26 protein-coding genes and 1 other annotated feature are annotated in these 25,249 nt (G+C 39.5%); of the genes, 14 read left to right on the top strand and 12 right to left on the bottom strand.

Annotated elements, in window-relative coordinates; translation table 11 throughout:
• The first annotated feature begins 101 nt into the window (after positions 1 to 101).
• The 3 genes from NSS77_RS15145 to NSS77_RS15135 all read left to right on the top strand — a co-directional run bounded on the left by NSS77_RS15145 (position 102) and on the right by NSS77_RS15135 (position 2,626).
• On the top strand, positions 102 to 1,337 hold the full coding sequence (locus NSS77_RS15145) for a DNA polymerase IV (protein ID WP_342469484.1): 1,236 nt from the start codon (positions 102 to 104) through the stop codon (positions 1,335 to 1,337).
• A gap of 15 nt (positions 1,338 to 1,352) precedes the next feature.
• A complete protein-coding gene (rnz, locus tag NSS77_RS15140) occupies positions 1,353 to 2,303 on the top strand; it encodes a ribonuclease Z (RefSeq protein ID WP_342469483.1) in 951 nt (316 codons plus the stop codon).
• A 92-nt stretch (positions 2,304 to 2,395) separates the two neighbouring features.
• Entirely contained in the window at positions 2,396 to 2,626 is a 231-nt protein-coding gene (locus tag NSS77_RS15135; RefSeq protein ID WP_342469482.1) for an acyl-phosphate glycerol 3-phosphate acyltransferase, read from the top strand.
• 372 nt (positions 2,627 to 2,998) lie between these two features.
• Here the strand turns inward: NSS77_RS15135 and proC are convergent, their stop codons facing one another.
• On the bottom strand, positions 2,999 to 3,805 hold the full coding sequence (gene proC / locus NSS77_RS15130) for a pyrroline-5-carboxylate reductase (RefSeq protein ID WP_342469481.1): 807 nt from the start codon (positions 3,803 to 3,805) through the stop codon (positions 2,999 to 3,001).
• A 60-nt stretch (positions 3,806 to 3,865) separates the two neighbouring features.
• Positions 3,866 to 4,076, bottom strand: a binding site (T-box leader).
• A gap of 139 nt (positions 4,077 to 4,215) precedes the next feature.
• Between proC and NSS77_RS15125 the strand changes: the two genes are divergently transcribed.
• Positions 4,216 to 5,157 (top strand): MBL fold metallo-hydrolase, encoded by a 942-nt coding sequence (locus NSS77_RS15125; RefSeq protein ID WP_342469480.1) that lies wholly within the window; start codon positions 4,216 to 4,218, stop codon positions 5,155 to 5,157.
• Positions 5,158 to 5,261: 104 nt separating this feature from the next.
• Here the strand turns inward: NSS77_RS15125 and hmpA are convergent, their stop codons facing one another.
• Positions 5,262 to 6,419 (bottom strand): NO-inducible flavohemoprotein, encoded by a 1,158-nt coding sequence (hmpA, locus tag NSS77_RS15120; RefSeq protein WP_342469479.1) that lies wholly within the window; start codon positions 6,417 to 6,419, stop codon positions 5,262 to 5,264.
• 202 nt (positions 6,420 to 6,621) lie between these two features.
• Between hmpA and NSS77_RS15115 the strand changes: the two genes are divergently transcribed.
• From NSS77_RS15115 to NSS77_RS15095, 5 genes are all read left to right on the top strand, one after another.
• Positions 6,622 to 7,068, top strand: a complete 447-nt coding sequence (locus NSS77_RS15115) for an Rrf2 family transcriptional regulator (RefSeq protein ID WP_342469478.1) — start codon at positions 6,622 to 6,624, stop codon at positions 7,066 to 7,068.
• Between the two features lie 70 nt (positions 7,069 to 7,138).
• Complete coding sequence (locus NSS77_RS15110) at positions 7,139 to 7,888, top strand: SDR family NAD(P)-dependent oxidoreductase (protein ID WP_342469477.1); 750 nt, start codon at positions 7,139 to 7,141, stop codon at positions 7,886 to 7,888.
• Between the two features lie 166 nt (positions 7,889 to 8,054).
• Positions 8,055 to 9,263, top strand: coding sequence for an argininosuccinate synthase (locus NSS77_RS15105; protein WP_342469476.1), 1,209 nt, complete (start codon positions 8,055 to 8,057; stop codon positions 9,261 to 9,263).
• A 170-nt stretch (positions 9,264 to 9,433) separates the two neighbouring features.
• Positions 9,434 to 10,807: an argininosuccinate lyase gene (gene argH, locus NSS77_RS15100; RefSeq protein ID WP_342469475.1), complete on the top strand. Its 1,374-nt coding sequence runs from the start codon at positions 9,434 to 9,436 to the stop codon at positions 10,805 to 10,807.
• 93 nt (positions 10,808 to 10,900) lie between these two features.
• Positions 10,901 to 11,236 (top strand): DUF3889 domain-containing protein, encoded by a 336-nt coding sequence (locus NSS77_RS15095; protein WP_342469474.1) that lies wholly within the window; start codon positions 10,901 to 10,903, stop codon positions 11,234 to 11,236.
• Between the two features lie 139 nt (positions 11,237 to 11,375).
• Here NSS77_RS15095 and NSS77_RS15090 read toward each other — a convergent pair whose 3' ends face one another.
• Together NSS77_RS15090 and proB are read right to left on the bottom strand one after the other, a co-directional pair.
• Complete coding sequence (locus NSS77_RS15090) at positions 11,376 to 12,641, bottom strand: glutamate-5-semialdehyde dehydrogenase (RefSeq protein ID WP_342469473.1); 1,266 nt, start codon at positions 12,639 to 12,641, stop codon at positions 11,376 to 11,378.
• A 28-nt stretch (positions 12,642 to 12,669) separates the two neighbouring features.
• Positions 12,670 to 13,755, bottom strand: a complete 1,086-nt coding sequence (proB, locus tag NSS77_RS15085) for a glutamate 5-kinase (protein WP_342469471.1) — start codon at positions 13,753 to 13,755, stop codon at positions 12,670 to 12,672.
• 421 nt (positions 13,756 to 14,176) lie between these two features.
• Here proB and NSS77_RS15080 point away from each other — a divergent pair, with 421 nt between their 5' ends.
• Complete coding sequence (locus tag NSS77_RS15080; RefSeq protein ID WP_342469470.1) at positions 14,177 to 14,950, top strand: biotin transporter BioY; 774 nt, start codon at positions 14,177 to 14,179, stop codon at positions 14,948 to 14,950.
• Positions 14,951 to 15,042: 92 nt separating this feature from the next.
• Here NSS77_RS15080 and NSS77_RS15075 read toward each other — a convergent pair whose 3' ends face one another.
• The 6 genes from NSS77_RS15075 to NSS77_RS15050 all read right to left on the bottom strand — a co-directional run bounded on the left by NSS77_RS15075 (position 15,043) and on the right by NSS77_RS15050 (position 17,678).
• Complete coding sequence (locus NSS77_RS15075) at positions 15,043 to 15,207, bottom strand: aspartyl-phosphate phosphatase Spo0E family protein (RefSeq protein WP_342469469.1); 165 nt, start codon at positions 15,205 to 15,207, stop codon at positions 15,043 to 15,045.
• Between the two features lie 390 nt (positions 15,208 to 15,597).
• A complete protein-coding gene (locus tag NSS77_RS15070) occupies positions 15,598 to 15,720 on the bottom strand; it encodes a hypothetical protein (RefSeq protein WP_342469468.1) in 123 nt (40 codons plus the stop codon).
• A gap of 459 nt (positions 15,721 to 16,179) precedes the next feature.
• Positions 16,180 to 16,815 carry a hypothetical protein gene (locus NSS77_RS15065; protein ID WP_342469467.1) on the bottom strand — a complete coding sequence of 212 codons (636 nt, stop codon included), beginning with the start codon at positions 16,813 to 16,815 and terminating at the stop codon, positions 16,180 to 16,182.
• A gap of 142 nt (positions 16,816 to 16,957) precedes the next feature.
• Positions 16,958 to 17,095 carry a hypothetical protein gene (locus tag NSS77_RS15060; protein WP_342469466.1) on the bottom strand — a complete coding sequence of 46 codons (138 nt, stop codon included), beginning with the start codon at positions 17,093 to 17,095 and terminating at the stop codon, positions 16,958 to 16,960.
• Positions 17,096 to 17,280: 185 nt separating this feature from the next.
• A complete protein-coding gene (locus tag NSS77_RS15055) occupies positions 17,281 to 17,433 on the bottom strand; it encodes a hypothetical protein (protein WP_342469465.1) in 153 nt (50 codons plus the stop codon).
• Between the two features lie 38 nt (positions 17,434 to 17,471).
• Positions 17,472 to 17,678, bottom strand: a complete 207-nt coding sequence (locus NSS77_RS15050; RefSeq protein WP_342469464.1) for a hypothetical protein — start codon at positions 17,676 to 17,678, stop codon at positions 17,472 to 17,474.
• Between the two features lie 323 nt (positions 17,679 to 18,001).
• Here NSS77_RS15050 and NSS77_RS15045 point away from each other — a divergent pair, with 323 nt between their 5' ends.
• The 4 genes from NSS77_RS15045 (at position 18,002) to NSS77_RS15030 (ending at position 22,756) form a co-directional block, all read left to right on the top strand.
• Positions 18,002 to 19,612, top strand: a complete 1,611-nt coding sequence (locus tag NSS77_RS15045; RefSeq protein ID WP_342469463.1) for an SNF2-related protein — start codon at positions 18,002 to 18,004, stop codon at positions 19,610 to 19,612.
• A 26-nt stretch (positions 19,613 to 19,638) separates the two neighbouring features.
• Complete coding sequence (locus NSS77_RS15040) at positions 19,639 to 20,403, top strand: YqhG family protein (RefSeq protein WP_342469462.1); 765 nt, start codon at positions 19,639 to 19,641, stop codon at positions 20,401 to 20,403.
• 144 nt (positions 20,404 to 20,547) lie between these two features.
• Positions 20,548 to 21,870 (top strand): diguanylate cyclase, encoded by a 1,323-nt coding sequence (locus NSS77_RS15035; protein ID WP_342469461.1) that lies wholly within the window; start codon positions 20,548 to 20,550, stop codon positions 21,868 to 21,870.
• Positions 21,871 to 21,964: 94 nt separating this feature from the next.
• Positions 21,965 to 22,756: a carbonic anhydrase family protein gene (locus NSS77_RS15030; RefSeq protein WP_342469460.1), complete on the top strand. Its 792-nt coding sequence runs from the start codon at positions 21,965 to 21,967 to the stop codon at positions 22,754 to 22,756.
• 79 nt (positions 22,757 to 22,835) lie between these two features.
• Here the strand turns inward: NSS77_RS15030 and NSS77_RS15025 are convergent, their stop codons facing one another.
• Positions 22,836 to 24,350, bottom strand: a complete 1,515-nt coding sequence (locus NSS77_RS15025) for a polysaccharide deacetylase family protein (RefSeq protein ID WP_342469459.1) — start codon at positions 24,348 to 24,350, stop codon at positions 22,836 to 22,838.
• 39 nt (positions 24,351 to 24,389) lie between these two features.
• Positions 24,390 to 25,121: a hypothetical protein gene (locus NSS77_RS15020; RefSeq protein WP_342469458.1), complete on the bottom strand. Its 732-nt coding sequence runs from the start codon at positions 25,119 to 25,121 to the stop codon at positions 24,390 to 24,392.
• Between the last annotated feature and the right edge of the window lie 128 nt (positions 25,122 to 25,249).

Below are 25,249 nucleotides of genomic sequence, written 5' to 3'. Positions count from 1 at the left end.
AAATTTGAATCATCATGGGTTTTTTACAGGGCGAATCGAAAAAGGTGGTTTTTTTCGGTTTATGATAAAATAATGTGTAAAGAAACCGGGGAGGAAAAGAGATGGCAAGGGTCATTTTTCATGTCGACATGAACAGTTTCTATGCTTCTGTGGAACAGGCCTATCATCCCGAATTGAAAGGGAAGCCGATCGCGATTGCCGGAAATCCGAAAGAACGCCGCGGCATCATCGTCACAAGTTCCTATGAAGCAAGGGCAAAAGGCGTTTATACGACGATGATTGTTCAAGAAGCATTGAAAAAATGTCCGGAATTGATCCTCCTTCCTCCCGATTTTCAAAAGTACCGTGAAGCCTCAAAAGCGATGTTTACCATTTTGAGAAGCTATACCAAACTGGTTGAACCGGTATCCATAGACGAAGGTTATATGGATGTGACCGAAGTGGCCAAAGAGCGCCATCCTTTGGAACTTGCAAAAGAGATACAGCTTAGAATCTACAATGAATTGGATTTGCCATGTTCCATCGGCATTGCCCCCAACAAATTTTTGGCAAAAACGGCCTCTGACATGAAAAAACCGATGGGCATCACTGTGCTCAGAAAGAGGGAAGTGCCGGAAAAACTGTGGCCACTCCCGGTGATAAAAATGCATGGAGTCGGAGAGAGCACCGCTAAAAAACTGGAATCTTTAGGTATTTATACCATCGGCGATTTGGCCAATGCCCATGAAGGACTATTAAAAGAAGCCTTTGGAAAAATCGGGGTCCGGCTAAAAAGGAGAGCCAACGGAATTGATTCAAGGGAAGTGGATCCGGAATCCATTTACGAAACGAAAAGCGTCGGAAATTCCACCACCCTTCCCTATGACATAACAGAAATGAAGGACATTGAAAGCACGTTTTTAAAACTATCCGGAAAAGTGGCGGAAAGGCTGGAGGCTAAAAATTTATGCGGTTCCACCATCACGATCCAAATCCGGGATTGCCATTGGAATAACCATACGAAAAGCAAAACGGTGCAAAATCCGATTTATTTGAAAAAGGATCTTTATCATGAGGCCATGGAATTATTTTCTAAGGCATGGGATGGTACGCCGATTCGGCTTCTGGGTGTCACCGTTTCCAATGTGATGGATAAAAAACATCTGGCCGAACAACTTACGATTTTCAACTATGAGCAATTTGCAAAAGAAGAACCGATTTATGAAATCATTTATGAAATGGAAAAGAAGTTTGGTAAAGGAATCATTCAAAAAGGAATCGATGTAAAGAAAAAGAGCTATGCATCAAAAACAAGTTTTAGTAAAGACTTCCTGGAAGATTTAAAAGAAGAATTGTAAGAATGGAGATTCAACATGGAACTGGAATTTTTAGGCACAGGAGCAGGAATGCCTTCAAAAGAACGAAATACAAGTTCCCTTGCAATGAAATTGTATGAGGAAAGGGGAACGATTTGGCTATTCGACTGTGGGGAGGCGGCCCAGCATCAAATTTTGCATACCGCCATCAAACCGAGAAAAATAGAAAAAGTGTTTATCACCCATTTACATGGTGACCATATTTTCGGCCTCCCTGGACTGCTCAGCTCCCGTTCTTTTTTGGGCGGAGAGGAGCAAACGCCACTGACCCTTTACGGTCCTTCCGGATTAAAGGAATGGGTTCAATTCACATTGGAACTGACAAAAACCCATTTAAACTATCCGATCCAATATGTAGATGTAAAAGAAGGGGTCATCTTTGAAGACGATCAATTCATTGTCACCGCAAAAGAGCTGGAACATGTGATTCCTTGCTACGGTTACCGGATTGAACAAAAGCCCCTTCCCGGCGAATTGTATATCGAAAAGGCAATGAAACTGGGGGTTCCAAAAGGGCCATTACTGGGAAAACTGAAAAATGGGGAAGATGTGGAGCTTGATGATGGAACAATAGTTTATAGCAAAGAGGTGACGGGCCCCCCAAAAAAAGGATTTGTCATAACCGTATTGGGAGATACCCGATATTGCAAGCAATCCATTGAATTGAGCCAAAATGCCGATATTGTCATTCATGAAGCAACATTCGACCATGCAACATCCCATCTTGCAAAAGATTACGGACACTCAACGAATGTGGAAGCCGCAAAGGTGGCAAACGAAGCCAATGCCAAACATTTGATCCTCAACCATATCAGTGCACGGTTTTTGCCCCATGAAACCGGCAAGCTGATCAAAGAAGCAAAAACTATTTTCCCCAACATTTTTGTGGCCAATGATTTTTCTGCGTTCCAGTGGAAAAATGGAAAGTTGAATGAACTTCATCCATAAATAGCCTATTATATAGGAAAGGATACAGAAAACAGAAAATAATGGAATATCCGATTGATTTTATTGTATGATAGGGGTGGGGAGGGGAAAATATGAATCAACCGAAATTGAATCCTGGATTATTGCGATTATTTGTCGTGTTTCCCAATATAATGGCCTGGTGTTTAATGATTGGGATTATATTTTTTGTCGTAACAAATTATGCAGAATTAAAAGCGTCCGATGCTTTGACATTTTGGATTGTTCTATTGGTCATTTTCATACCGCTTACCCTGTATACGACCATTTCCATCATCAAAAGGATCAGAAACGGTACATTATAAAAAGTTCGGCTATCCAGAAAGCGGAGGACTTTCCGGATAGCTTTTTTTCTGGTCAAATTTTTGATTATAAACCGGGTAAGGTTGCCATTAGATATATAAACGGCTACAAAATCCTCAACAAATAGTCAAAAACGCGCCTTTCGACAGCAAAAAATAGCAAAAAATTACATTTCCTAGGAAATAATTGAAATAATGATAATTTCAAATTTTCCGATAAATGAAAAATGCTCCTTATCCGGAGCTTTTCCATCAGGGTGTTTGATGCAATTGATTTTGACTTTCTTCTGTGGAATAGGAAATAAAGGCGGGAAATTGATACAATTTCCAATGCATGAAAGTTTCCTTCATTTCGACAATTGCATCGGGAAGGATTTACTCACCTTTTGCAAGTTCACGGGATCTTGCTTCCGCACTTTTAATACAAGCAAAAATGGCTTCGGTGAACCGGTAGTTTTCCAATGCTCTGATGCCCGCTTCCGTAGTTCCCCCAGGGCTTGTGACTTTTTTGCGGAGCACTTCCGGTTCTTCTTTGATTTGTTGGAGCATCATGGCGGAACCTGCAATGGTTTGAACCATCAATTTTCTTACGGTTTCTTTGGATAAACCAAATTCCGTCCCGATTTTTTCCCATGCTTCCAGCAAATAATAGAGATAAGCTGGCCCGCTTCCGGAAAGGGCGGTGATGGCATGGAGTTTATCTTCTTCCACTTCGATGACAATGCCGATCGCTTCCAACAATTGCAAGTAAATCTTTTTCTGGCTTTCTGTCACCTGTTCATTAAATGAAATGCCGCTTGCTGCCATGCCGATTGCAGCGGAAGTGTTTGGCATGACTCTGGCGATTGGACGGGCGCCCAAAGCCTTCTCGATCGTTTCAATGCTTATTCCGGCCAAAACGGAGAGGATGGCCGTTTTTTCGGAAAGATAAGGCGCGATTGCTCTAAAAGCGTCTTTCGCATCCTTTGGTTTCATGGCCAAAATCACCAAATCGGCATCTCTCAGCTCTTCCAAGTTTTCAAGTATATGAACTCCAAACCGTTCGTTCAATTCTTTCAATCTTTGAACATTGGAACGATTTTTCACATAAATATGGTCTGCAGGTACAACTTCATTTTTGATCCATCCATGAATCAATGCTTCAGCAATGGATCCTGCTCCTAAAAATACAAGTTTTTGCAAAACTTTTCCCTCCTGTCAATTCGATCTTTTATCAATAAAAAATGCGTCTTCATCCTTTAAAGAAAGGACGAAAACGCATGTTTCCGCGGTACCACCTTTGTTTGCTTATAAAAGCACACCTCAGGCCCTTATTATCGCTAAGGGAAACGGTCATGTTTGCATGACTGCTCAGAAGTAGGTTCAATGAATTGAGAGGACTGTGCTGCTCCCACCAAATGCAGCACTCTCTGGAGTCGTCAATCCATTTACTTGGCTTCGTCATCGCGAACCGTTATGTTCAATTATTACAGAAATTATATTCATTTCATAAAAATCTGTCAACTCAGTGACGTGACGAATTGGAAAAAAAGCAGTAAAATGAAATGAATGAAGATTCATTTGGTAGATATAGAGAACAAGGGGGAACAAGTATGGAAATTGTGAAAATTGTGATGCCTACTCCCTATGATGTAGGAGATGTGAATGCATTCTTAATAAAAGGGGACGCATTATCCATTGTTGATGTTGGACCGAAGACAAAAGAAGCATACGAGGCCCTTGAGTTTGGAATAAAACGAGCAGGGTACCGTTTCAATGATATCGAGCAAGTCATCTTGACCCATCATCATCCGGATCATGCCGGTTGGGTGGATGCATTCCCGAATGCTGAAATACTGGGCCATGAATACATCGATCATTGGATGAAAAAAACGGAAGAGTTTTTAAACTACCGTGAAGAATTTTATAAAATGTATTTAATAAAACAGGCTGTTCCAGAAGGGTATATTCAAAAAATTCTCCGTATCCGCAGAGATATGGAATTATACGGAAGTACCCCGTTGACAAAATACATCAAGGACGGAGACGAAGTGCCGGGGCATCCCGGGTTAATGGTTTATTATACACCCGGCCATGCCCAAAGCCATTTCATTTTCCATCATCAACGTACGAAGGAAGTGATCGGAGGGGATATTTTGTTGGAAAAAATCGCTTCCAATCCCCTTATTGAACCGCCTGTGGATTTATCGTTCGATCGGCCAAAAAGCCTTGTCCAATATCAGGAATCTTTGCAATTTTTGACCACATTGGAGATTTCAAAGCTTTATACAGGTCATGGAAATGAAATTGTGAATGTAAAAGAGCTGGTGGACATGAGATTGGAAAAAGATTCGCAAAGAACAAACCAAGTATATGAAATCTTGTCTGAACCAAAAACCGTTTATGAAGTAACGAAAGAATTGTATCCGGCCGTTTATGAAAGCCAATTGGGGTTAACATTATCCAAAACGCAAGGGTACCTGGATGTTTTGGTTAAAGAGGAAAGAATACGTTTCGAACTCGTAGGCGGTCATGAAATTTATTCGAGAATTTAATGGTTTGATAACAAAAAATCCCACAATAGAAGGTTTCGCCTTTATTGTGGGATTTTGCATGAATCGGTTATGTTCTTAGGGAGGTCAGTGTACGAGTGAATCGATTATGCTTTAAAGGATAGACCAGGTCCGAAGAATTCAAAGTGGATTCGTTCATCCGGCACACCAAGTTCCCTGATTGTCGGAATAAGCGCTTCCATAAATGCTTCTGGTCCGCAAATATAAACTTCCGTGTTTTCTTGGATGAATTTTGACAGGTCTTCTTTTGTAAGATGGCCTTCCGTATCGGAATATTTCACAAGATAAGTGCCGTTTAATTCATTGATTTTCTTTTGGATTTGTTCCTGGAATACGGCCAATTTTTCGTTGCGTACAGATTGAATAAACGCGGCTTCACGTCCCGGTTCCATTGAATCAAGCATTGCATAAAGAGGAGTTACACCGATTCCCCCTCCAATAAACAATACAGGGTTGCTGTTTTGTTGCAATGTGAATAGACCGGCCGGAGCACTGACTTCAACAGTGCTGCCTTCTTCCACAAAATCATGCAAATAATTGGATACGACACCTTTTGGATTATTTTCCGCTTCACGTTTTACAGAAATACGGTAAACATTTCCGTTAGGCGCATGTGATATAGTGTAATGACGCAAAGCGGTATATTCTTCACCAGGAGCTTTCACTTTCACAGTGATGTATTGGCCCGGTTGATAAGGTGGAAGCGCTTTCCCGTCTTCCGGCGCTAAGTAAAATGATGTTACAAGATCGTTTTCCTGTTCTTTTTTAACGACTTTAAACGGCTTAAATAACCGCCAGCCCCCGTTAGCTTCCGCTTGTTGATAAAGTTCTTCCTCCACTTGGATAAAGACGTCGGCAATTACTCCGTAAGCATCCGCCCAAGCTTCGATGATTTCATCCGTTGCCGCATCTCCCAATACTTCTTTGATTGCCGCAAGCAAGTTTTCTCCAACGATCGGATAATGTTCAGGCAAAATGCCAAGGGCTCTATGTTTATGGGCGATTAAATGCACCACCGGCAAGATGGATTCCAAATGGTCGATGTTTGCAGCAGCGGCATAAACAGAGGCGGCCAATGCCTGTGGTTGTCTGCCTTCCCGTTGATTTGTCTGGTTGAATATGTTTTTTAGTTCGGGATGATTTGTAAACATTCTTTTATAGAAATGTTTTGTGATATCCACCCCGTGTTTTTCCAATACAGGAACTGTTGATTTAACGATGTCGATTGTTTTTTGTGATAACATTTCTGTCACGTCCTTTCAAAAACACTATAAACATTGTGGATATATAAAGCAATATTTTATATACATCTTTAACATTTTTGCCACAATTGATGCATAAAAAATACTACTTTTTAAATTGAATATTTTGTGTAATCATCTACTTGAATATTGAAAAATGATATAATAAATACAGATTAAAAAGGATAAAGCGTGGTGGAGGACTTTGCGATTAACTTTATATACGGATTATTCCTTAAGGGTTTTAATATATTTAGGTCTCAAAGGAGACAATCAGTTATCAACCATCCAGGAAATTGCCGATCGATATCATATATCGAAAAATCATTTAATGAAAGTGACCTATGATTTGGCTCAAATCGGTTTAATCGAAACGGTCCGTGGCCGTGGCGGAGGAATACGCCTGAAAGTGGAGCCGAAAGATATCAATATTGGAAAATTGGTAAGGCATACGGAAGAAGATTTTCATATCGTCGAGTGTTTTGATCGAAATAATAATCATTGTAAAATATCTCCCTCATGTCAATTGAGACATGTATTGTATGAAGCCTTGCAAGCGTTCCTGCAAGTTTTGGACCAATACACGCTGGCAGATTTTCTCCACTCGAAAGAAGATATGGCGGAACTGCTTCAAATGAAAATTGAGTATTAGGGATGTTCCATTCTACGGATATCCCTTTTTGTTTTGCATAATCATTGGATGGGGAAGGATAATAAATAGAATGAACCGGAAGAGAATTTTTATTACTGGAGCTACAAGCGGAATCGGAAAAATTATCGCGGAATTGAGTTTAAAAAGAGGATATGAAGTTTTTGCAACGGGTAGGAATGAGGAAGCGCTGCTTTCTCTTTCAAAACTCGGGGCAAAAGTGATGCAAGGGGATTTATGCCAAAAAGCGGATATACATCGATTATGCAATGAACTTCCTGAAATTGATGTGGCGATCATCAACGCGGGTGTTGGTGCGTTTGATAATGCCTTTGACCTCTCGGAAGAGGAAATCGATCGGATGATCGACGTGAATATTCGAGCGCCGATTTATATGGCAAAATATTTGGCTCCCAACATGATTCAAAAACGTTCAGGCCATTTTATTTTCATCGGTTCCCAAGCGGGTAAGGTGGCAACAAAAAAGGCCAGTGTCTATGCCGCGTCGAAACATGCCATCACCGGATTTGTCAACGGTTTGAGATTGGAGCTGGCCCCATACAATATTAAAGTGTCAGCCGTATATCCCGGACCGATTGATACGCCTTTTTTGGATAAAGCGGATTCGACTTCCTCATACAGAAATTCTGTGAAAGGCGTTCTGCTTCAGCCTGAAAAAGTCGCAATGGAAGTCATCCGCCTGATCGATCATCCAAAAAGGGAGATCAATTTGCCGCGCATCATGGGTGCCACGAGCAAGATTTATGCAGCAGCTCCCGCTTTGGTTGAGAAATTGGGGAAAAGGTTTTTTACTAAAAAATAATGCAAAAATGGAATCAACAATGAATGCGCAATTTTTATAAAAAATCTTTCAATTACTTATAAAAATACACTTGTATTTATTTTTATAATCTGTTAACATTCATGTATAAACTTTTAATGAATTGTATAAAAATACATTCCATTTCATCGAAGGAGTACATGTAATTATGGCAAACAAAAAAGTGGTTTTAGCATATTCTGGCGGTCTTGACACATCTGTTGCGATTCCTTGGTTAAAAGAACAAGGGTACGACGTTGTAGCGGTTTGTTTGGACGTCGGTGAAGGAAAAGACCTTGATTTTATTCAAAAGAAAGCTCTTCAAGTAGGAGCTGTTGAATCATATATCGTTGATGCAAAAGATGAATTTGCGGAAGAATATGCCCTTGTGGCGCTTCAAGCACATACTTGGTATGAACAAAAATATCCATTGGTGTCTGCTTTATCCCGTCCATTAATTTCGAAAAAATTGGTGGAAATTGCAAACAAAACAAACGCAGATGCCGTAGCCCACGGTTGTACGGGTAAAGGAAACGACCAAGTGCGTTTTGAAGTATCCATCAAAGCGTTAAATCCGAATTTGGAAGTGTTGGCGCCAGTGCGTGAATGGGCTTGGAGCCGCGATGAAGAAATCGAATACGCGAAAAAACATAATGTTCCAGTACCTGCAACTATCGATTCCCCATTCTCCATCGACCAAAATCTTTGGGGACGTGCCAATGAAGCAGGGGTAATGGAAGATCCGTGGGTGGCTCCACCGGAAGAAGCTTACGGTTTAACAGTATCCATTGAAAATGCGCCAGACACTCCTGAATTCGTGGAGATTGAATTCGTGGAAGGGAAACCAGTGGCATTAAACGGCAAAGAAATGAAACTCGCAGATTTGATTCTTGAATTAAATCAAATCGCTGGCCGCCACGGTGTTGGACGCATTGACCACGTGGAAAACCGCTTAGTCGGCATTAAGTCCCGTGAAGTATATGAAATTCCAGGGGCAAAAGTTCTTTTAACTGCCCATAAAGAACTTGAAGATATTACGCTTGTGAAAGAACTTGCACACTTTAAACCAATCGTAGAACAAAAACTTTCAGAAGTGATTTATGATGGTTTATGGTTCAACCCAATTCGTGAAGCGCTTTATGCCTTCATTAAAGAAACACAAAAATATGTGAACGGAACTGTTCGCGTCAAATTGTTCAAAGGCCATGCCATTGTAGAAGGAAGAAAATCTCCAAACTCTTTATACAATGAAAAATTGGCGACTTACTCAAAAGAAGATGCCTTTAACCATGCGTCTGCAGTTGGATTCATCGAACTTTGGGGTCTTCCAACTGTTGTTGCTTCACAAGTGAACAATAAATCAATCAACACAAAATAATGAATTTGAGTGCGAAGAGGTCTAGGGAAGATTATTTTAAGACAGGATGAGGAGGAGAATAGCTTGTTCTTAAAATAATGCGCTTGGGAAGGGGAGTTTCCCGAGCACTTAGACTCCTTCGCTATTCTTATGCATTGGAAACAATATTGTTATAAGGATAGGTGGAAACAATGACAAAATTATGGGGAGGACGTTTCCAAAAATCAGCGGAAAGCTGGGTGGATGAATTCGGAGCGTCCATTGGTTTCGATCAGCAATTGGTCATGGAAGATATTGAAGGAAGCCTTGCCCATGTCACAATGCTAGGGGCGCAGGGCATTTTGCCGGAAGAAGATGTGGAAAAAATTAAATGGGGCCTTCAGGAGTTAAAGAAAAAAGCAGAAAATGGCGAACTTGAATATAAAGTGGAAAATGAAGACATTCATTTGAATATTGAAAAAATGCTCATAGATTTAATTGGACCAGTCGGTGGGAAATTACATACTGGCCGTAGTCGGAATGACCAAGTGGCGACAGATGTTCACTTATTCTTAAAGAAACGGGTGAAAGAAGTCATCGAATTAATTGAGGCGTTCCAAAAAACGATTTTGGAAAAAGCGGAGCAGCATGTGGAAACGATTGCTCCAGGCTATACCCATATGCAGCGGGCGCAGCCGATTAGCTTTGCCCATCATTTAATGGCTTATTTTTGGATGCTTGAACGGGATAAAGAACGTTTTACGGAATCTTTAAAACGAATTGACATTTCTCCATTAGGTGCCGGCGCGATGGCAGGGACAACATTTCCAATCGACCGGGAAATGACAGCAAAATTATTAGGATTTTCCAAAATTTATGAAAATTCAATGGATGCCGTAAGTGACCGTGATTTTATCGTGGAATTTTTATCCAATTCTTCATTGCTCATGACCCATTTATCCCGCTTTGCCGAAGAAATTATTCTTTGGTCAACGGATGAATTTAAATTTATCGAATTGGACGATTCTTTCTCAACCGGTTCATCCATCATGCCGCAAAAGAAAAATCCGGATATGGCGGAACTCATCCGCGGGAAAACGGGACGCGTGTATGGCAATTTAATCGGCCTGCTTACGGTATTGAAAGGCACGCCGCTTACTTATAATAAAGATATGCAGGAAGATAAAGAAGGCATGTTTGACACCCTTCAAACGATTGTAGGTTCTTTGAAAATCTTTGAAGGTATGGTCCGCACGATGACCGTCAATACGGAGCGCTTAAATCAAGCTGTGCATAGCGACTTCTCCAATGCGACAGAACTGGCCGATTATCTTGCCACAAAAGGCATGCCGTTTAGAAAAGCCCATGAAGTGACAGGAAAATTGGTGTTTAAATGCATTCAAAAAGGCATCTTCCTGCAAGATTTAACATTGGATGAAATGAAAGAAGAAAGCGAATTGATCGAAGAAGATGTGTATGCTGTGTTGAAACCTGAAAACGCGGTGGCCCGTCGTCTTTCCCAAGGCGGCACGGGATTTGAACAAGTGAAAAAACAAATTGAAAAAGCAAAAGCTTGCTTGCAATAAACTTGACATGGAACTGCCAAATGACGGCAGTTCTTTTTTGTTGGAATAACCTCCTTTCCATTGAAAAAACTAAATTGAAAGGAGGTTGCGACATTGAGATTATTTGTGTCCTTTGTTTTAATTGCTTCCACGATTTTTATTGGAACTTTCATGTCTGATGCTTCGGAATCCCGCGCCCAACAGCAATCGGCCCCTGCCTATGCCAAATGGGGAAGAATCGCCATGGAGAAGGTGAAAGAGAGATATCAAACCGCGGATATTATTGATTATCTCCATATCGGAAGAAGTGTGGGAAACAAAACTTCCACGGAAAAATTCAAACTTTGGCTGAAGGAAGGGAATCGCGAATTCGGCGTTTTTGTGGACATTACGTTTGATAATGAAACAGAAGAAATTGTGAATATCGAATTTAAGGAAACAGACCGTTAAGAATCCAGGAAATGTGGCTGGAAAAGCCTTGGGATGGTGAGCGAGCATTCGGACATGCAGGGAAGGGATCAGTTTGAATGATCGGCATTAAAAAACCTATCAATACTTTTTTCTGTATTGATAGGTTTTTTTACTATTATTACCCTCTGATTTGGCCATTCCCGCGGATGTAGTATTTCGTCGATGTTAATGCAGGGAGTCCCATTGGACCTCTTGCATGAAGTTTTTGTGTGCTGATGCCGATTTCGGCCCCATAGCCAAACTCAAAACCATCCGTAAAACGGGTGGAAGCATTCACATAGACGCTTGTCGCATCGACACGATTTAAAAATTTCTCCGCATTCCGCTCATCATTGGTAATGATGGCTTCTGAATGTTTCGTGCCAAAATGATTGATATGGTCAATCGCTTCATCTACATCTTTTACGATTTTCACGCTGATTGTCAAACTTAAAAATTCCGTTGCATAATCTTCTTCTGTTGCAGGAGAAGCGCCTGGAAGCACTTTGCAAACCTTTTCGTCCCCAATGATTTTGACCCCTGCGGCTTGTAAACTTTCCAATAACTTTTTCCCATGTTCATTGAACCAATCTTCCTGGATCAATAAGCTTTCAGCCGCATTGCATACGGATGGTCTTTGGGTTTTTGCATTGATGACCACTTTATCAGCAATATCATAGTCTGCAGATTGGTCGACATAGACGTGGCAGTTTCCTGCTCCCGTTTCAAGTACCGGAACAGAAGCTTCCCGTACGACCAAATCGATCAATTTTTTTCCACCCCGAGGAATCAATACGTCAATATATTCTTTTAGATGAAATAGTTCGGATGCTGTTTCATGGCTTGTGTCTTCTATCAGCTGTACCGCATCGACAGGCAATGAAGTCTTTTCCAGTGCCCGGTGGATACAGGAAACAAGGGCAATATTGGATTCTTTTGCCGATGAGCTTCCGCGTAAGATCACCGCATTACCGGTTTTTAAACAGAGGGTGGCGGCATCAACTGTCACATTTGGGCGGGCTTCATAAATCATGCATACTACACCGAGCGGTACACGTCTTTTTTCGATTTGTAAACCATTTTCTTTCGTAAAGCTTTCAAGCACCTCTCCAACTGGATCCGGCAGTTCTATCAATTGATGAATGGCATCCACCATCGCTTGGATGCGTTGTTCGTTCAACATGATCCGGTCAAGGATTGCATCCGATAAGCCTTGTTTTTTCCCGTTTTCCAAATCTTTTTTATTTGCTTCGATGATCGCTTCCTTTTCGAGAAGCAGCTGTTCTGCAATTTTTGCCAGTGCTTCGTTCTTTTCTTCCGTTGTCTTCAAATTCATTAAATAGCTTGAGAACTTGGCCAATTTTCCTTTTGTTTGCACTTCTGAGCCGGCAATATGTTGTTTCATAAGAATACCTCCTGCTATGAAATAGAATTTATATTTTCACCCATTTATCCCGGTGGATGACCTCGATAAAACCGTCATGGAGCTCATCGGTTTTTTTCCCGCAGGCATAAGCGATTTCGTCACTGGAGTATAGCACTTCTCCCCGACCGATGAGGCCGGATTCCCCGTATACTTCAACCACATCTCCCCGTTCAAAAACGCCTTCCACTTTATAAATCCCTGCAGGCAACAAGCTTTTGCCTCTCCGCAGCAATGCATCTTCCGCCCCTTTATCAATGAACAATTTCCCTTTGGCTTCCGTAAAGGAAATCCATTGTTTTTGGCTTGGGAGCACCGGCAGTTCGTCACGTTCAATATAAGTTCCATCACCCCAGCCTTCCAAAATGTCCATGAGTTTTTCCGGTCCGCTGCCTTTTCCGATGAACACTTTCACCCCGGCTTTTAATGCCGTTCGGGCGGCAAGGAGCTTCGATTGCATTCCGCCGGTGCCGACTTTTGAACCTGCGCCTTGTGCCAGCTGGAGCATGTCATCGGTGATTTCCGTTAAACGGCTAATCCGCTTGGCGTTCGGATTTTTCTGAGGATTATCATCATAGAAGCCGTTGATATCCGTTAAAATGATCAGCTGGTCTGCATGCACCAATCCGCTGACTAGTGCGGAAAGCATGTCATTGTCGCCAAAGGTGAGTTCTGTCACTGAGACGGTGTCATTTTCATTGATGATTGGCAAAATGGAGCGTTCCAGCAATTCGCTGAAAGTGGCAAAGGCATTTTTATAGCGCTCTTTGTTGGAGAAATCGGTACGGGTTAACAGCACTTGGGCTGTAGTGATGTTGTATTTGGCAAATTGTTCCGCGTACAATTGAATGAGCAGGCTTTGACCGACAGCAGCAGCAGCTTGTTTTCCTTTCAATGTGACCGGGCGGGTAGGGTAGCCGAGTTTCCGGAATCCCGCCGCCACAGCGCCGGAAGAAACAAGCAGCACCTCATGTCCTTGTTCCACGACTTTCGCAATGGCTTCCACATGATCCTGCAATTTTTCAAAGTCGATTTCGCCTTTTGAATTTGTTAGTGAACTTGAACCAATTTTAACGACAATTCGTTTCTTCTCCATCGATAACCATCCTTAAACGTTGTTTATAAAAAAAACCTTTTCCACCCTGGTTTTAGGGCGAAAAAGGTTTCCGCGGTACCACCTAAATTGGATTAATTATAATCCCACTTTATCCCAATAACGCTTGGGATGCGTCCAGTTTTGGCTGGAAGCTGACGAAGCAGGTTCAGCAGCTCTTGTTTGTACGATGTCTTTCAGCCCATGGACATCGCTCTCTTTCCAACAGTGTGCCGCTTACTGGTCTTCGCTGCGCCGATGTCGATATGTCCGACACTTGTTCTATCAATTAAAAATATGCATGATATTTTGAAAAGTGTCAACAATTCGGCATGAATTAATAATCAGTAAACTCTGGTGAATAAGGTGTATGTTTAGCTCTATAATATAAAATAGTTTAGAAAAAATAAAGGGGTATATAATCATGTTCATAAATATAGACAAAGGAGTAGACATAGTAGGAGATATACATGCCTGTTTCGATGAATGGCTCGAAATGCTCGATCGATTGGGTTATCAAAAAAATGAACAGGGGCTTTATGTGCATCCGAAGGGGAGAAAAATGGTTTCTCTTGGGGATGTGATGAGCCGGGGGCCAAAATCCATTGAAACGATGGTATTTTTTTTAAAACATCGGCATTTAATGTATATGATCGATAGCAATCATGGCTGGAAAATTGCCCGATGGCTTGATGGAAGAAAAGTTCAGCTGAAACACGGGGATGAAAAAGTGGAGGAAGAATTTATTGAATTCGAAAGGAAAAATGGAAAAGAAAAAACCGTACAGTTAAAAAAAGAATTGAGAGACATGTTGATTAATTTACCCTCCCACTATATACTTTCTGAAAAAGGGCAGCCGAAGCTTGTTTGCGTTCATGCGGGAATCCGTGAAGAATTTATTGGCAAAGAATCGGAAAGAATCAAAAATTTTTGCCGCTATGGCGATGTAGCAGGGGTTGATCAACAGGGAAAGCCGATACGCCGGGACTGGTATAAGCAATATAAAGGCGATTTGCTTGTTGTATGGGGACACGATCCAAAGCCGGAGCCGCTGATGGTGAATAATACCATCAACATTGACCAGGGAGTTGTATTTGGAGGGAAACTGACGGCCTACCGTTATCCGGAAAACGAATTCGTATTTGTGGACGCAAAAAAAGATTATGCGGGAGTGAAAGATAATCCGTTGAAAAGATAAAAAAATAATACCCGTCAAACCTTGTGCCACAAGGTTTTGAGGGTATTTCATCCAACCATTTCAGGAAAAGATCAGGAGATCGATTGGCAGAGTTATGCCGCTTCTTTAGTATATTTATTGAGCAGATGGTCCAACTGTTGGCTGCAATTTACAACTTCCGGATGTGTGAAACCAAGTTCTTGTGCTTTCCGGTACATATCTTTTCTTTTTATTTCTATCACAACTTTTAACATTTTTTTGTATAGTGTGTTAAACATTTTTACTCCTCCAGTAAATTTGTTCATGATATTTTTTGTTTATTGCTGTAGAAGCTCCTTCATTGTATACCATTTTTTTTGAAAAAAATGTCGGATTGTGGAGGAAACTATATATTTTCACAAATTTGTCACAATTTAATAGGATTAATTAATAGAAAAAATGGGTATATATTTTTGTTGTTTGTAAATAATAGGGCAAAATCAGTTGATAGAATAGAAAAAATAAAGCATTTCGAGAAGAAAAAAACGAGAGGGTAAATGGAATGTAAGCGCTTTGAAAATGGCGGTTGCATAGCTGATTCCAATACAATATCGGGGTAAAAGTTTAAAAAAAATTATCATCCAAGGCCGGATGATAATTTTTTTATGGATGGGGAACAAGCGGTACTCTTATTTTGTGAAAGATAAGATGGCATTGTTTTTGTAAGTTTGCAACGCACGGACAGCTTCTTCTTTTGTATCGTATTCAAAGCAGCGGAAAGTGCCCGTTTCAAAAACTGTAACAACCCACATTCAGAATTCCTCCTTCATGTTTTTTTCACCGAAAACTTTTATATCTATCGCCACTGTTTTTCATTTCAATTATTTTGTAAAGGACAAAAATGCGGATTTACCGAATTTTTGAAGTGCCATTGTAGCTTCGCTTTTTTCCACAAATTCAAAGATTCGATAAGAATTTTTTTCAAATACAGTAAGTACCCACATCGAGGGATCAAACTCCTTCAATATAATTTTGTTATATAACAATTCCTTTGGTTTTTGTTATCCAAGAAATTGTTATATATCAATTTCAAGTTCATTGTACACCCTGAAAACCAAAAAGAAAATAGTTAGTGAAACTTTTCACATTTTGTTCAAGATGATTGCGTTTTCAAATTCAACAAATCTTCACAACTGTTTTTTATTATTTTTATAAAATATATATAAAGGGGAAAATCCAGCGAAAAAATTTGTTTTCGCTGGATTTTTCGTTTATTCGATTAAATGTTTATAATGATGTTTTGGAAATTCGATTCCGATTTGTTCAAATTCTTTTTCCGCTTCTTCAAGGAGTTGCTTCACTTTTTCTTTCGTTTCATCATTTAATTCTTGTCTCTTTGGCAATTCGATCCCCAATTCTTTGAATTTTTCATCGGCTTTTTCCCGGGTGATGGCACCACTTTTCAGTTCTTTCATAATTTCTTTTGCCTTTTCTTTTGTTTCATCATCAAGATTTTCGAATATTTTACAATTTTCTTTTTTAGGCAGCACTCCTAATTGTTCGAGTTTTTTATCCGCTTCTTCTGATGTGATTTTGCCTTCATCCAAATCTTTGATAATGGCTTTGACCTGTTGTTGTGCCTCTTCATCTAACCTTGAAATGATTTCATGAACATTCGGATGATCAATTTTTACTCCCAATTTTTCAAGTTCTTCATGCAAATGATTTAAAATTTGATCCACTTGTTGTTTCTTTTCATCATCCAACTGTTCGTATTCTTTAATAAAGGATGAATGATAGTGCGCTTCGATTTCGGAAGGCACAAGGACAAATCCAAAGGCGAATAAGCATATGAAAAAGGAGAACAGTTTTTTCATCAATATCACCTCATCCAATGTGTTTTTCACTAATTCTTATACTTCCCAAAAATCACGAAGAAAAAAGTGAAGAATATTGGCAGTTCCGACAGAAAAATCTAGTGAAATCAAAAAAAATAAGGAGCAATAAATGCTCCTTGAATGTATGGCCAAAAGTCTGTTTGAAAGGGGGTTAAGCAACCAAAGTCAAGTTTGTGTAAGAAAGGATGGCTGGCAGTTGGATTTCTTCCATTACTTTCATTGCTTCTTCTTTCGTTTCGAACTCATAAATCCGGAATGTTTCGCCATCAAAAACTGTTAGCACCCACATGGTTTACGCCTCCTAATTCCATAAATTTGTTATATAACACCGCAATCGGTCATTTCTATTGTTATATATCAATCTTTTCAATTACATTGTACGCTTAATGTTGAAAAAAAGAAAGAGTTAGTGAATTTTTTCACATTTTATTCAAAAACTTTTTTGCAAAAAGTTTATAGAAATGTCACGGAAAGTTATTTTTTAAAACGATCAATGGGTATGACCTTATCCGAAACAGGTTGCGCTGTTTCAAGTTCTTTAAAAAAATCTTGATCTCCTTTGTTGCCGATGTACATATTAAAATTTTTGTGGGTGCGGTTCAGAAAAATGACTTGTTTTTTATTCATTGGATTACCTCCAAAAAAACGGGGATTCAATGAAAAGGTTAAGCATCCTTGTTGGATTTTTGGTTTTTATCATGATTCGTTTTATTGTTCTTGTTTTTTGCTTTTGAATCAAACTCCTCCGAAATTTCCGCGGTATTGTCTTCCGGATTATTCTTGTTGCTTGTCGTATTTTGGTGCAAATGTTTATATGTTTCAAATGGGTTGTGGGTACGTTCATTCAAAGTTTTCTTATTATTTTTGCTCATAATTCTCACCTCCTGCCTCCATGTGCACTTATTATTCTCAAAAGCCTTCCGCAGATTACGTAAAAAAAACAGCCAAATATATAAATGGACGCTCATTTCATCCACCAAAGGAAGAAATGAACTTTTATATATCCTGGCATAAAAACAGCTGAAAGGAAAATACCTAAGGTGATGAAGAATAACCATTTTTCATTTTTTCTCTTCGCTTTTCATTTTTAGTTTGCGAAAAGAAGGGTTTTTTATCCGACAGGAAACATTCGGCCTTGGATCTTCATAGGATTCCGCTTTTTGGACAATCTAAAATGAAAAGGGGGGAGAGAACCATGATGATTGAAAAATCCTCCGGCTGGAAGGAAGAATTTGCGCGACGATTAAATGAAGGCGGTCCATGGGATGATTGGACATTATACAAAATGGCCTATGATGTCGTGAAAGACCAATTGATTACCGATTTTTCAGGATTGCAGGCGCCAAAGTTTTTGACTAATATTCAATTTCTTGACCATCAAATTGACGCTGCCCGGACGGTCATTGAAAAAATGAACGGAAAGGCGATTTTGGCGGATGAAGTGGGTCTCGGTAAAACCATTGAAGCCGGTTTGATTTTGAAGGAATACATTTTAAGGGGGCTTGTAAAAAAGGCATTAATATTGGTGCCTGCATCTTTGCTTACCCAGTGGGTCGATGAATTGAACGGGAAATTTTCCATTCCTGCCATTGGATGCCGGAAAAAGAACGTGCCTTTTGAACAATATGATTTTGTCGTGATGAGCATGGATATGGCAAAACGCAGTCCATATCGGGAAAAAATTTATGAACAGGATTATGATATGATTATTATTGATGAGGCCCATAAATTAAAAAACAACCAAACCCAAACGTACCAATTTGTACAGGGATTAAAAAAGAAGTTTTGCCTGCTGTTGACGGCAACCCCAATTCAAAATAATATTTTCGAGATTTTCTATCTTGTATCCTTGTTAAAACCTGGGCATTTAGGAAACATCGAAAGTTTCCAGGCCTATTTTAGAAAAGGGAAAAACGGTTTACAGGAAGACGAATATTTAAAAGAACTGGTGAATCAGGTGATGATCCGGAACCGCAGACAAGATACGGGCATTGAATGGGTGGGCAGACATGTCGAAACGATTCCGATTCAATTGACGGAAGAGGAACAAGAGGTCTACGGAATGATCGAGCATCTAAAAGAACGGATAAATCTATACAGCAATTCCTTTGTCATGACCACCTTATTAAAAGAAATGTGTTCCAGCAAAGAAGCGGCTTATTTAACATTGATCAAACTGAAAGAAAAAGTGCAGTCGCGGGAAGAAAGGGAATATATTGATGAAATCATAGAGAAAATGTCCCAATTGGATGTCAATTCAAAGGCGGAAAAAACTTACGAAATCATTCAAAAAGCAAAAGAGAAGGTCATTATCTTCACCGAATATCGTGCCACCCAACTTTATTTGCAATGGTATTTATATCAAAAAGGGATCAAAAGTGTCCTGTTTAATGGAAAATTCAGCAAAAATAAGCGGGATTGGATGAGAAAATTGTTCCAGGATTATGCGGATGTGCTCATCGCAACGGAATCAGGCGGGGAAGGGATCAACCTGCAATTTTGCCATCATGTCATCAATTTTGATTTGCCATGGAATCCGATGAAAATTGAGCAGCGAATCGGCCGTGTGCACCGATTTGGCCAACAATCGGATGTATATATTTATAATCTTGCCATTCAAAACACGATAGAAGACCGGATCATCGATTTATTGACGAACAAAATCGATGTATTTGAAAAAATTGTAGGGGACTTGGACGATATTTTAACGAACAAAGTGGAAGAACGAATATACAATTCTCCTAACTTTGTATCAAATTTCCATTTCGAGGATTATGGCTTGGAAGACCAGCTCGGATTCACCTGAACCATCATCTTGAAAGGGGCTGAAAGATGTTATCAGAGCAAATCCATGACTATTTGCGGACTTTTTTTAGTGTAACAGATTGCGAAATTTTGGAGGATACACCCAATCATCTGACGGTACAGTTAACCTCCGACATCGATAAGCGAATCATGAATCGCCCTTTTTATTGGCAATTTGTTGAAAGCACAAAGGCACAACCCAACCCTTTAAAGGTGACCTTCATAACGAAAAGGCCCGAAAATCAAGAGATCCGTGGCGAATATATTCATTATGGTTCGACGAGGATGCATCAAATATTTCAGGCGACAAAAGATTTGGGTTCCTTTGTCCAACTGTATGAAAATGAAGAAGGGGCCAGCTTATTTCCATGGATTGGCGCAAATTTTAAAGTTTCTTATCATACGGATCAGACAAAGGAAATGCTATTTTCTTTGGGGATCAACTTGATTCATGGAAGCGTCAAAAGCAATTTTCAAGACTTATTGATTGGACTGAAGTTGACGAATGAACTCCCGAGAAACGCCTATTGCCTTCCTTATATCGTTTCGCCGATGAGAGCGATTGAAAGATTGGAGACAGCCATTGAAAACTATATTGCCAATGATGATATGACGTGGGCGGATGAGGCGAAAAAACGATGGGAAAGGGAACAAGAAATTTTGGATCACTTTTATGTCGGTGTTGAAGAAAAACCTGAAATTTATGAGATTGAGAAAAAAGCGTTGGAAGAACGGTTTCAGCCGAGAATCAAAATTGAAATCGTCAGCGGGGGGCTGTTTTATCTGAAATAGTCGTATCAATATAGATACGGCTTTTTTATTGATAAATTTTTTCAATACTTGATAAAATATATAGATTGTTGTACGGTAAAATATAGTGCAATACAATAAATGTTACCTATTGGTCAGTGGTTGGGAAAGAGGAGACGCACAAGGGTGAAGGATAGAACATTAGGGAAATTGGGAACGCGTTTGTTGCATTCCATCATTGTAACAGCAAGCATTATTTTTATTATTATATTATTGGCGATTATCTCGATTCGCCTGTTTTTAAATGAAAATATCAAAGGGCAACGTTCATTGGATGCGATCGATGAAACCGCCACTCAAATTTATCAGGCAGTCAATGATCAAATCATCGGGCAAAGGGGATATTGTATAACGGGCGACACATATTATTTGGATACATATGATCTTGGATTGGAAAAATATAAAAAGAATGCGGAAGACATTCGGATGCAAACGAAGATTTTTCCTCTATTGGTACATAAAACGGATGAATTCGTGGAAAAGGGACAATACATACAAGATGAGCTGATTGCCCCGCTCATTTTTTTGACAGATAAAGATCAAGGGGTCAACACGGCATTGCTGCAACAAAGCGAAAAAGCATTGGAAGAATTTCGGCAAATGTACAGCGAGTATTATTGGTTGGTGGAAGAACAAAGAACCATTGTAAGAAACACAATGAGAAGAAAGATCAATACAATCCTGATTTCCGTCGTCATTGCCGTTTTCTTCACCATTGTTGTTGCTGTCATCATCGAAATTAAAATATTAAAAAAGGTCATCCAACCGATCATTCAATTAAGCAACAGTGTGAAAGCTTATACGGAGCATGATTTTACAAAAAATGTCCCCGCATATAAAAAACGGGATGAATTATCCGAATTAATCGGAAACATTGATATTATGCGCAGCCAACTGGCCAATAACATACAATCTTTGGAATATATAGCCAATATGGATGCATTAACGGGACTATATAACAGGAGATACTTCAATCAACATATAGAGGAGCAATGGAAAAGGGCGATAGCGCGTTCAGAGCCGATTTCCCTTATTCTCTTGGATATTGACCATTACAAAAAGTTTAATGATACATATGGTCATGTCAAGGGGGATGAATGCTTGCAAAAAATAGCCGACTGTTTGAAACAGCATAATCAGTTTCCGGATAAAATTGTATGCAGATATGGAGGAGAGGAATTTTGTCTGCTCTTGAATTCCTCCAATGAACATGAAGCGGAAAAACTTTCGGAGGAAATTCGGAAGGATGTTCTCGGATTAAAGCTGCCCCATGAATCATCTCCTACCCATGAATTTGTTACGGTGAGTGTCGGTGTAGCCACTGTCGTACCGAAGAAAGGATCCAATCCAAACGATCTCATTTTAATGGCGGATGAAGCATTGTATCATTCAAAAAATAATGGACGAAATCAAGTCACTTTATATAAAAACGAAGGTGTTGGTGAGTAAACCAGCACTTTTTTATTGAAAAGTAAAAGGTTGGAAGTATAAAAAAGGAAAGATTCTGGTTAAGTTAAATAACAAAAAATGAAAGGAAATCCCGATGAAAATCAGACATTTAATCCTCCTTTTGACGTTCTTTTCATTTTTAAGCGCAACGGCGTATTTTTCTCATCAAATGACGTCGCCAAAACAACTGACTGGAAACCATGAAGAAACAATCACCAAAAAGGAAGTATCCTATTTCGAAGATGAAACGGTATACGCTGAGGAAAAAGCCTGTGAAAAGGGGACGATGCAATCGCCAATCCAAATTGAATCGGCTGATGTCGTCCGCAAACAAGCTCCAAGCATCCGATTTTCTTATGGCGAGGAACAGCTGGGGCTGGTAAAACAAAAGCATACGTTGGAAGCTGTTTCAAAATCCAATTTGAATTTTATTACGATCGACAACGAGCAATACAAATTCGAATCATTCCATTTCCACCAGCCAAGCGAGCATCAGATAGAAGGTCAAAGCCATGACATGGAATTGCATCTAGTCCATAAAAATGAAAAAGGGGAACTGGCAGTCGTAGCGGTTTTTATTCAATCGGGCAAAGAAAACGATATGATAAAAGAAGTATGGAAATTTTTAAAGGATGAAACATTGAAAGAAAAAGAATATGAAGCCTTCAATCTTTTGCAATTCATCCCCGAAGAAAAAACAGCTTATTATTATGAGGGGTCATTGACGACTCCGCCATGTACAGAGGGGGTCCGGTGGATTATATTTGAAAATCCTATTGAATTTTCCAAGGATCAGATCGCCTTATTCAGCAAATTTTATGGCAATAATAACCGCCCGCTTCAACCGGCAAATGGCAGGGAGATTATCAAGATTTCTGTAAAGTGATATATACACGAACTTCATCCGTTCAATTCCAAAATGAAAAAGCTTGAGCCTGAAATGTCTCTCAGGCCCAAGCTTTTTCTTATTGCAAATTGACAATTTTTAGATTTTGTTGTTTTAAATAATCGATAATGGTTGGTAACGCCTCAACGACTTGTGCCGATTCATGAAAAGTAATAATCGAAGAGGATGTCGGTTCACTTTTTATCTTTTCCACAATTTCTTCCGCTTTTTCCGATTCCCAATCCCTTGGATCAAGATTCCATAAAATGATTTGGGTTTGTTCTTTTTCCGCCGCCGCTTGGGTCGTTTCGTTGATTAAACCGTTTGGCGGTCTGAAAAATTTTACCGGCTGGCCGATGATTTCTTCTATGACTTTTTTGGATTCGCTGATTTCATATTGTTGTTCCTCCAACGTTTGCTCATTCATGGCTGCGTGAGTCATTGAATGGCTGCCGATGGAAAACCCGTTGGTATGAACATACTCAACAATGTCCGGATGTTTTTGGACATTGTAACCAATGAAGAAAAATGTTCCGCCCACTTCTTTTTCCTTTAATACATCCACAATCGCCTGTGTATATTTAGTTGGACCGTCGTTAAACGTCAATGCAACATTACCATCCGGAATACTGAAAGTCAAAAAGTCATCAATCTGAAGTGAAGGTATGCCACCCTCTGATGGATCGGTACTTTCATCGGCGGTACTTGAATTGTCTTCGCTAATTGTGGATGAAGAATCGGCATTTTCAACGGTTTTGGATTTTGGACTGGATAAAACGTCAAAAATAATAATAAAAACAATCAATAAGATCGCGCATATTAATGAAGCGGTCAATAGATGTTGGGGGAATCCTTTATTGGAACGGAATCGCCTTTTCAATTGCGGCAGCTTCGAAAATATGTATGTATGGGCAACAGAATCAGACTTCTGTTCTTTTGCCGGTTCATTCACCGAATCCTTTTCAGGTATGTTATCTTGAACACCGGAATCTTCAATCTTTTCTTCCGGATCGACTGAAATTTTTTCCTCTTCTTCCGTAAGAATTTCCGATTCAACCGTTTCCTCTTTGATTTCGGTTTCATTCTGAATATCATTTGAATCAGCGATTGCTTCGATTGTTTCCTCAACAAGGGCAGTTTCCTCAACATCGGAGGCAGTCCCGGTTGAATCATGGATATCCTCTTCGACATTTTCCAGCACATTGAGGGTTTCTTCCTTCGGCAAATTCGGGAATAAAAAATCAAAAGACAATAAACTTGTAATACTTTGGCAATTTTTTATTCTTTCCAGCTGCCGATGGAACTTGGCTGAACAGTGGAAGTTCATTTTTTGGCTCGAATCGCGGTAGGTTTTTGTCACAAAACTGGTATACCGTTGCGTTTGGGCATTGAAAGAGGTCTGCAAAGATAAACGGTAGCGCTCGGCACCACGGAATTTGCAAATCTCTTGCAAGGCATTGCCGGTTTCATGATCGATAAGCCAGTAAAGTTCCATTTGATCTTTGAAAGAAAAGACTTTCAATTTAAGCAAGCTATATCCGTTAACTTCATGAATCGACAACAATTCGAGAATTTTAACATTATGGACAGACATTCCTTACTCCTTTCTCCTGGGAAAAAGTAAATAGGGCATTTAATCGTTTTGTTTTGGTGAAAAGGAGAAAGACATTCTTTCTGTAAAATCTGAGATTGTTTTCATTAGTTGCGCCTTTTCTTCAACAATTTTTTCATATTGTTCCAAATATCTTTGATTTTCAATCTCTAGTGTACGGATGCGCTCTTCCAGTTCATTAATTTTTTGTACTTGTTGTGATTGGATTCTTGCAGATTCTTCAAAGAGTTTATTGTATTTCGCTTTTTCGGTTTCCAGCTGGTTCGTCAATTTGTCATATTCCAAATTGTGTTTCAGCTGATATTCTTTATAGTCTTCAAGCAATTGATCATAGCTCATTTGCTTATTGGTCAAGCTGATTTCCAAGTCCCGAATTTCCTTTGTTTTTTCCTGGATGATTTGATCTTTTTTCAATTGATCGCGCTTTAGGCGATTGATGATTTGGTTCGCATTTTCCAATTGTTCTACCAGCGCATTATATTTATAGGAAAGCAATTGGCGGTCTTTAATGATATTTTCAATTGAAACAATGACATCCATTGCCACTTTGTCTTGCTGATCCCTTGAAAAAATGAAAGACTCTTCTTCAGCTTTAATCGGTTGAACCGTTTCTTGTTCTTCCACTTTTTCATTTTCTGCAGGCAAATCTTCTACAACCATTTCGGGAGATTCTTCCCGTTGTTCCATCTCACTCTGATTCGATAAAGGATTTTTAAACCATCCCAATCTCTTTTTTTCCATTTCATTAGCCAAAATATCATCTCCTAATATCTTGTAAAAAAAAATAAACGAAATTTCCTATAAATATAGAAAAAGGGTTACAATTATATACAAATTCCTACTTTCATTTTATATCTAAGTCGAAGAATGTCAATAACTCG

Origin of the sequence: Ureibacillus sp. FSL K6-3587, from assembly GCF_038593165.1 — a bacterium.
In the GTDB taxonomy this organism is placed as follows: Bacteria; Bacillota; Bacilli; order Bacillales_A; family Planococcaceae; genus Ureibacillus; species Ureibacillus suwonensis.
Note: the sequence above shows the minus strand (reverse complement) of the source record. Positions and strands in the feature narration are given on the sequence as shown.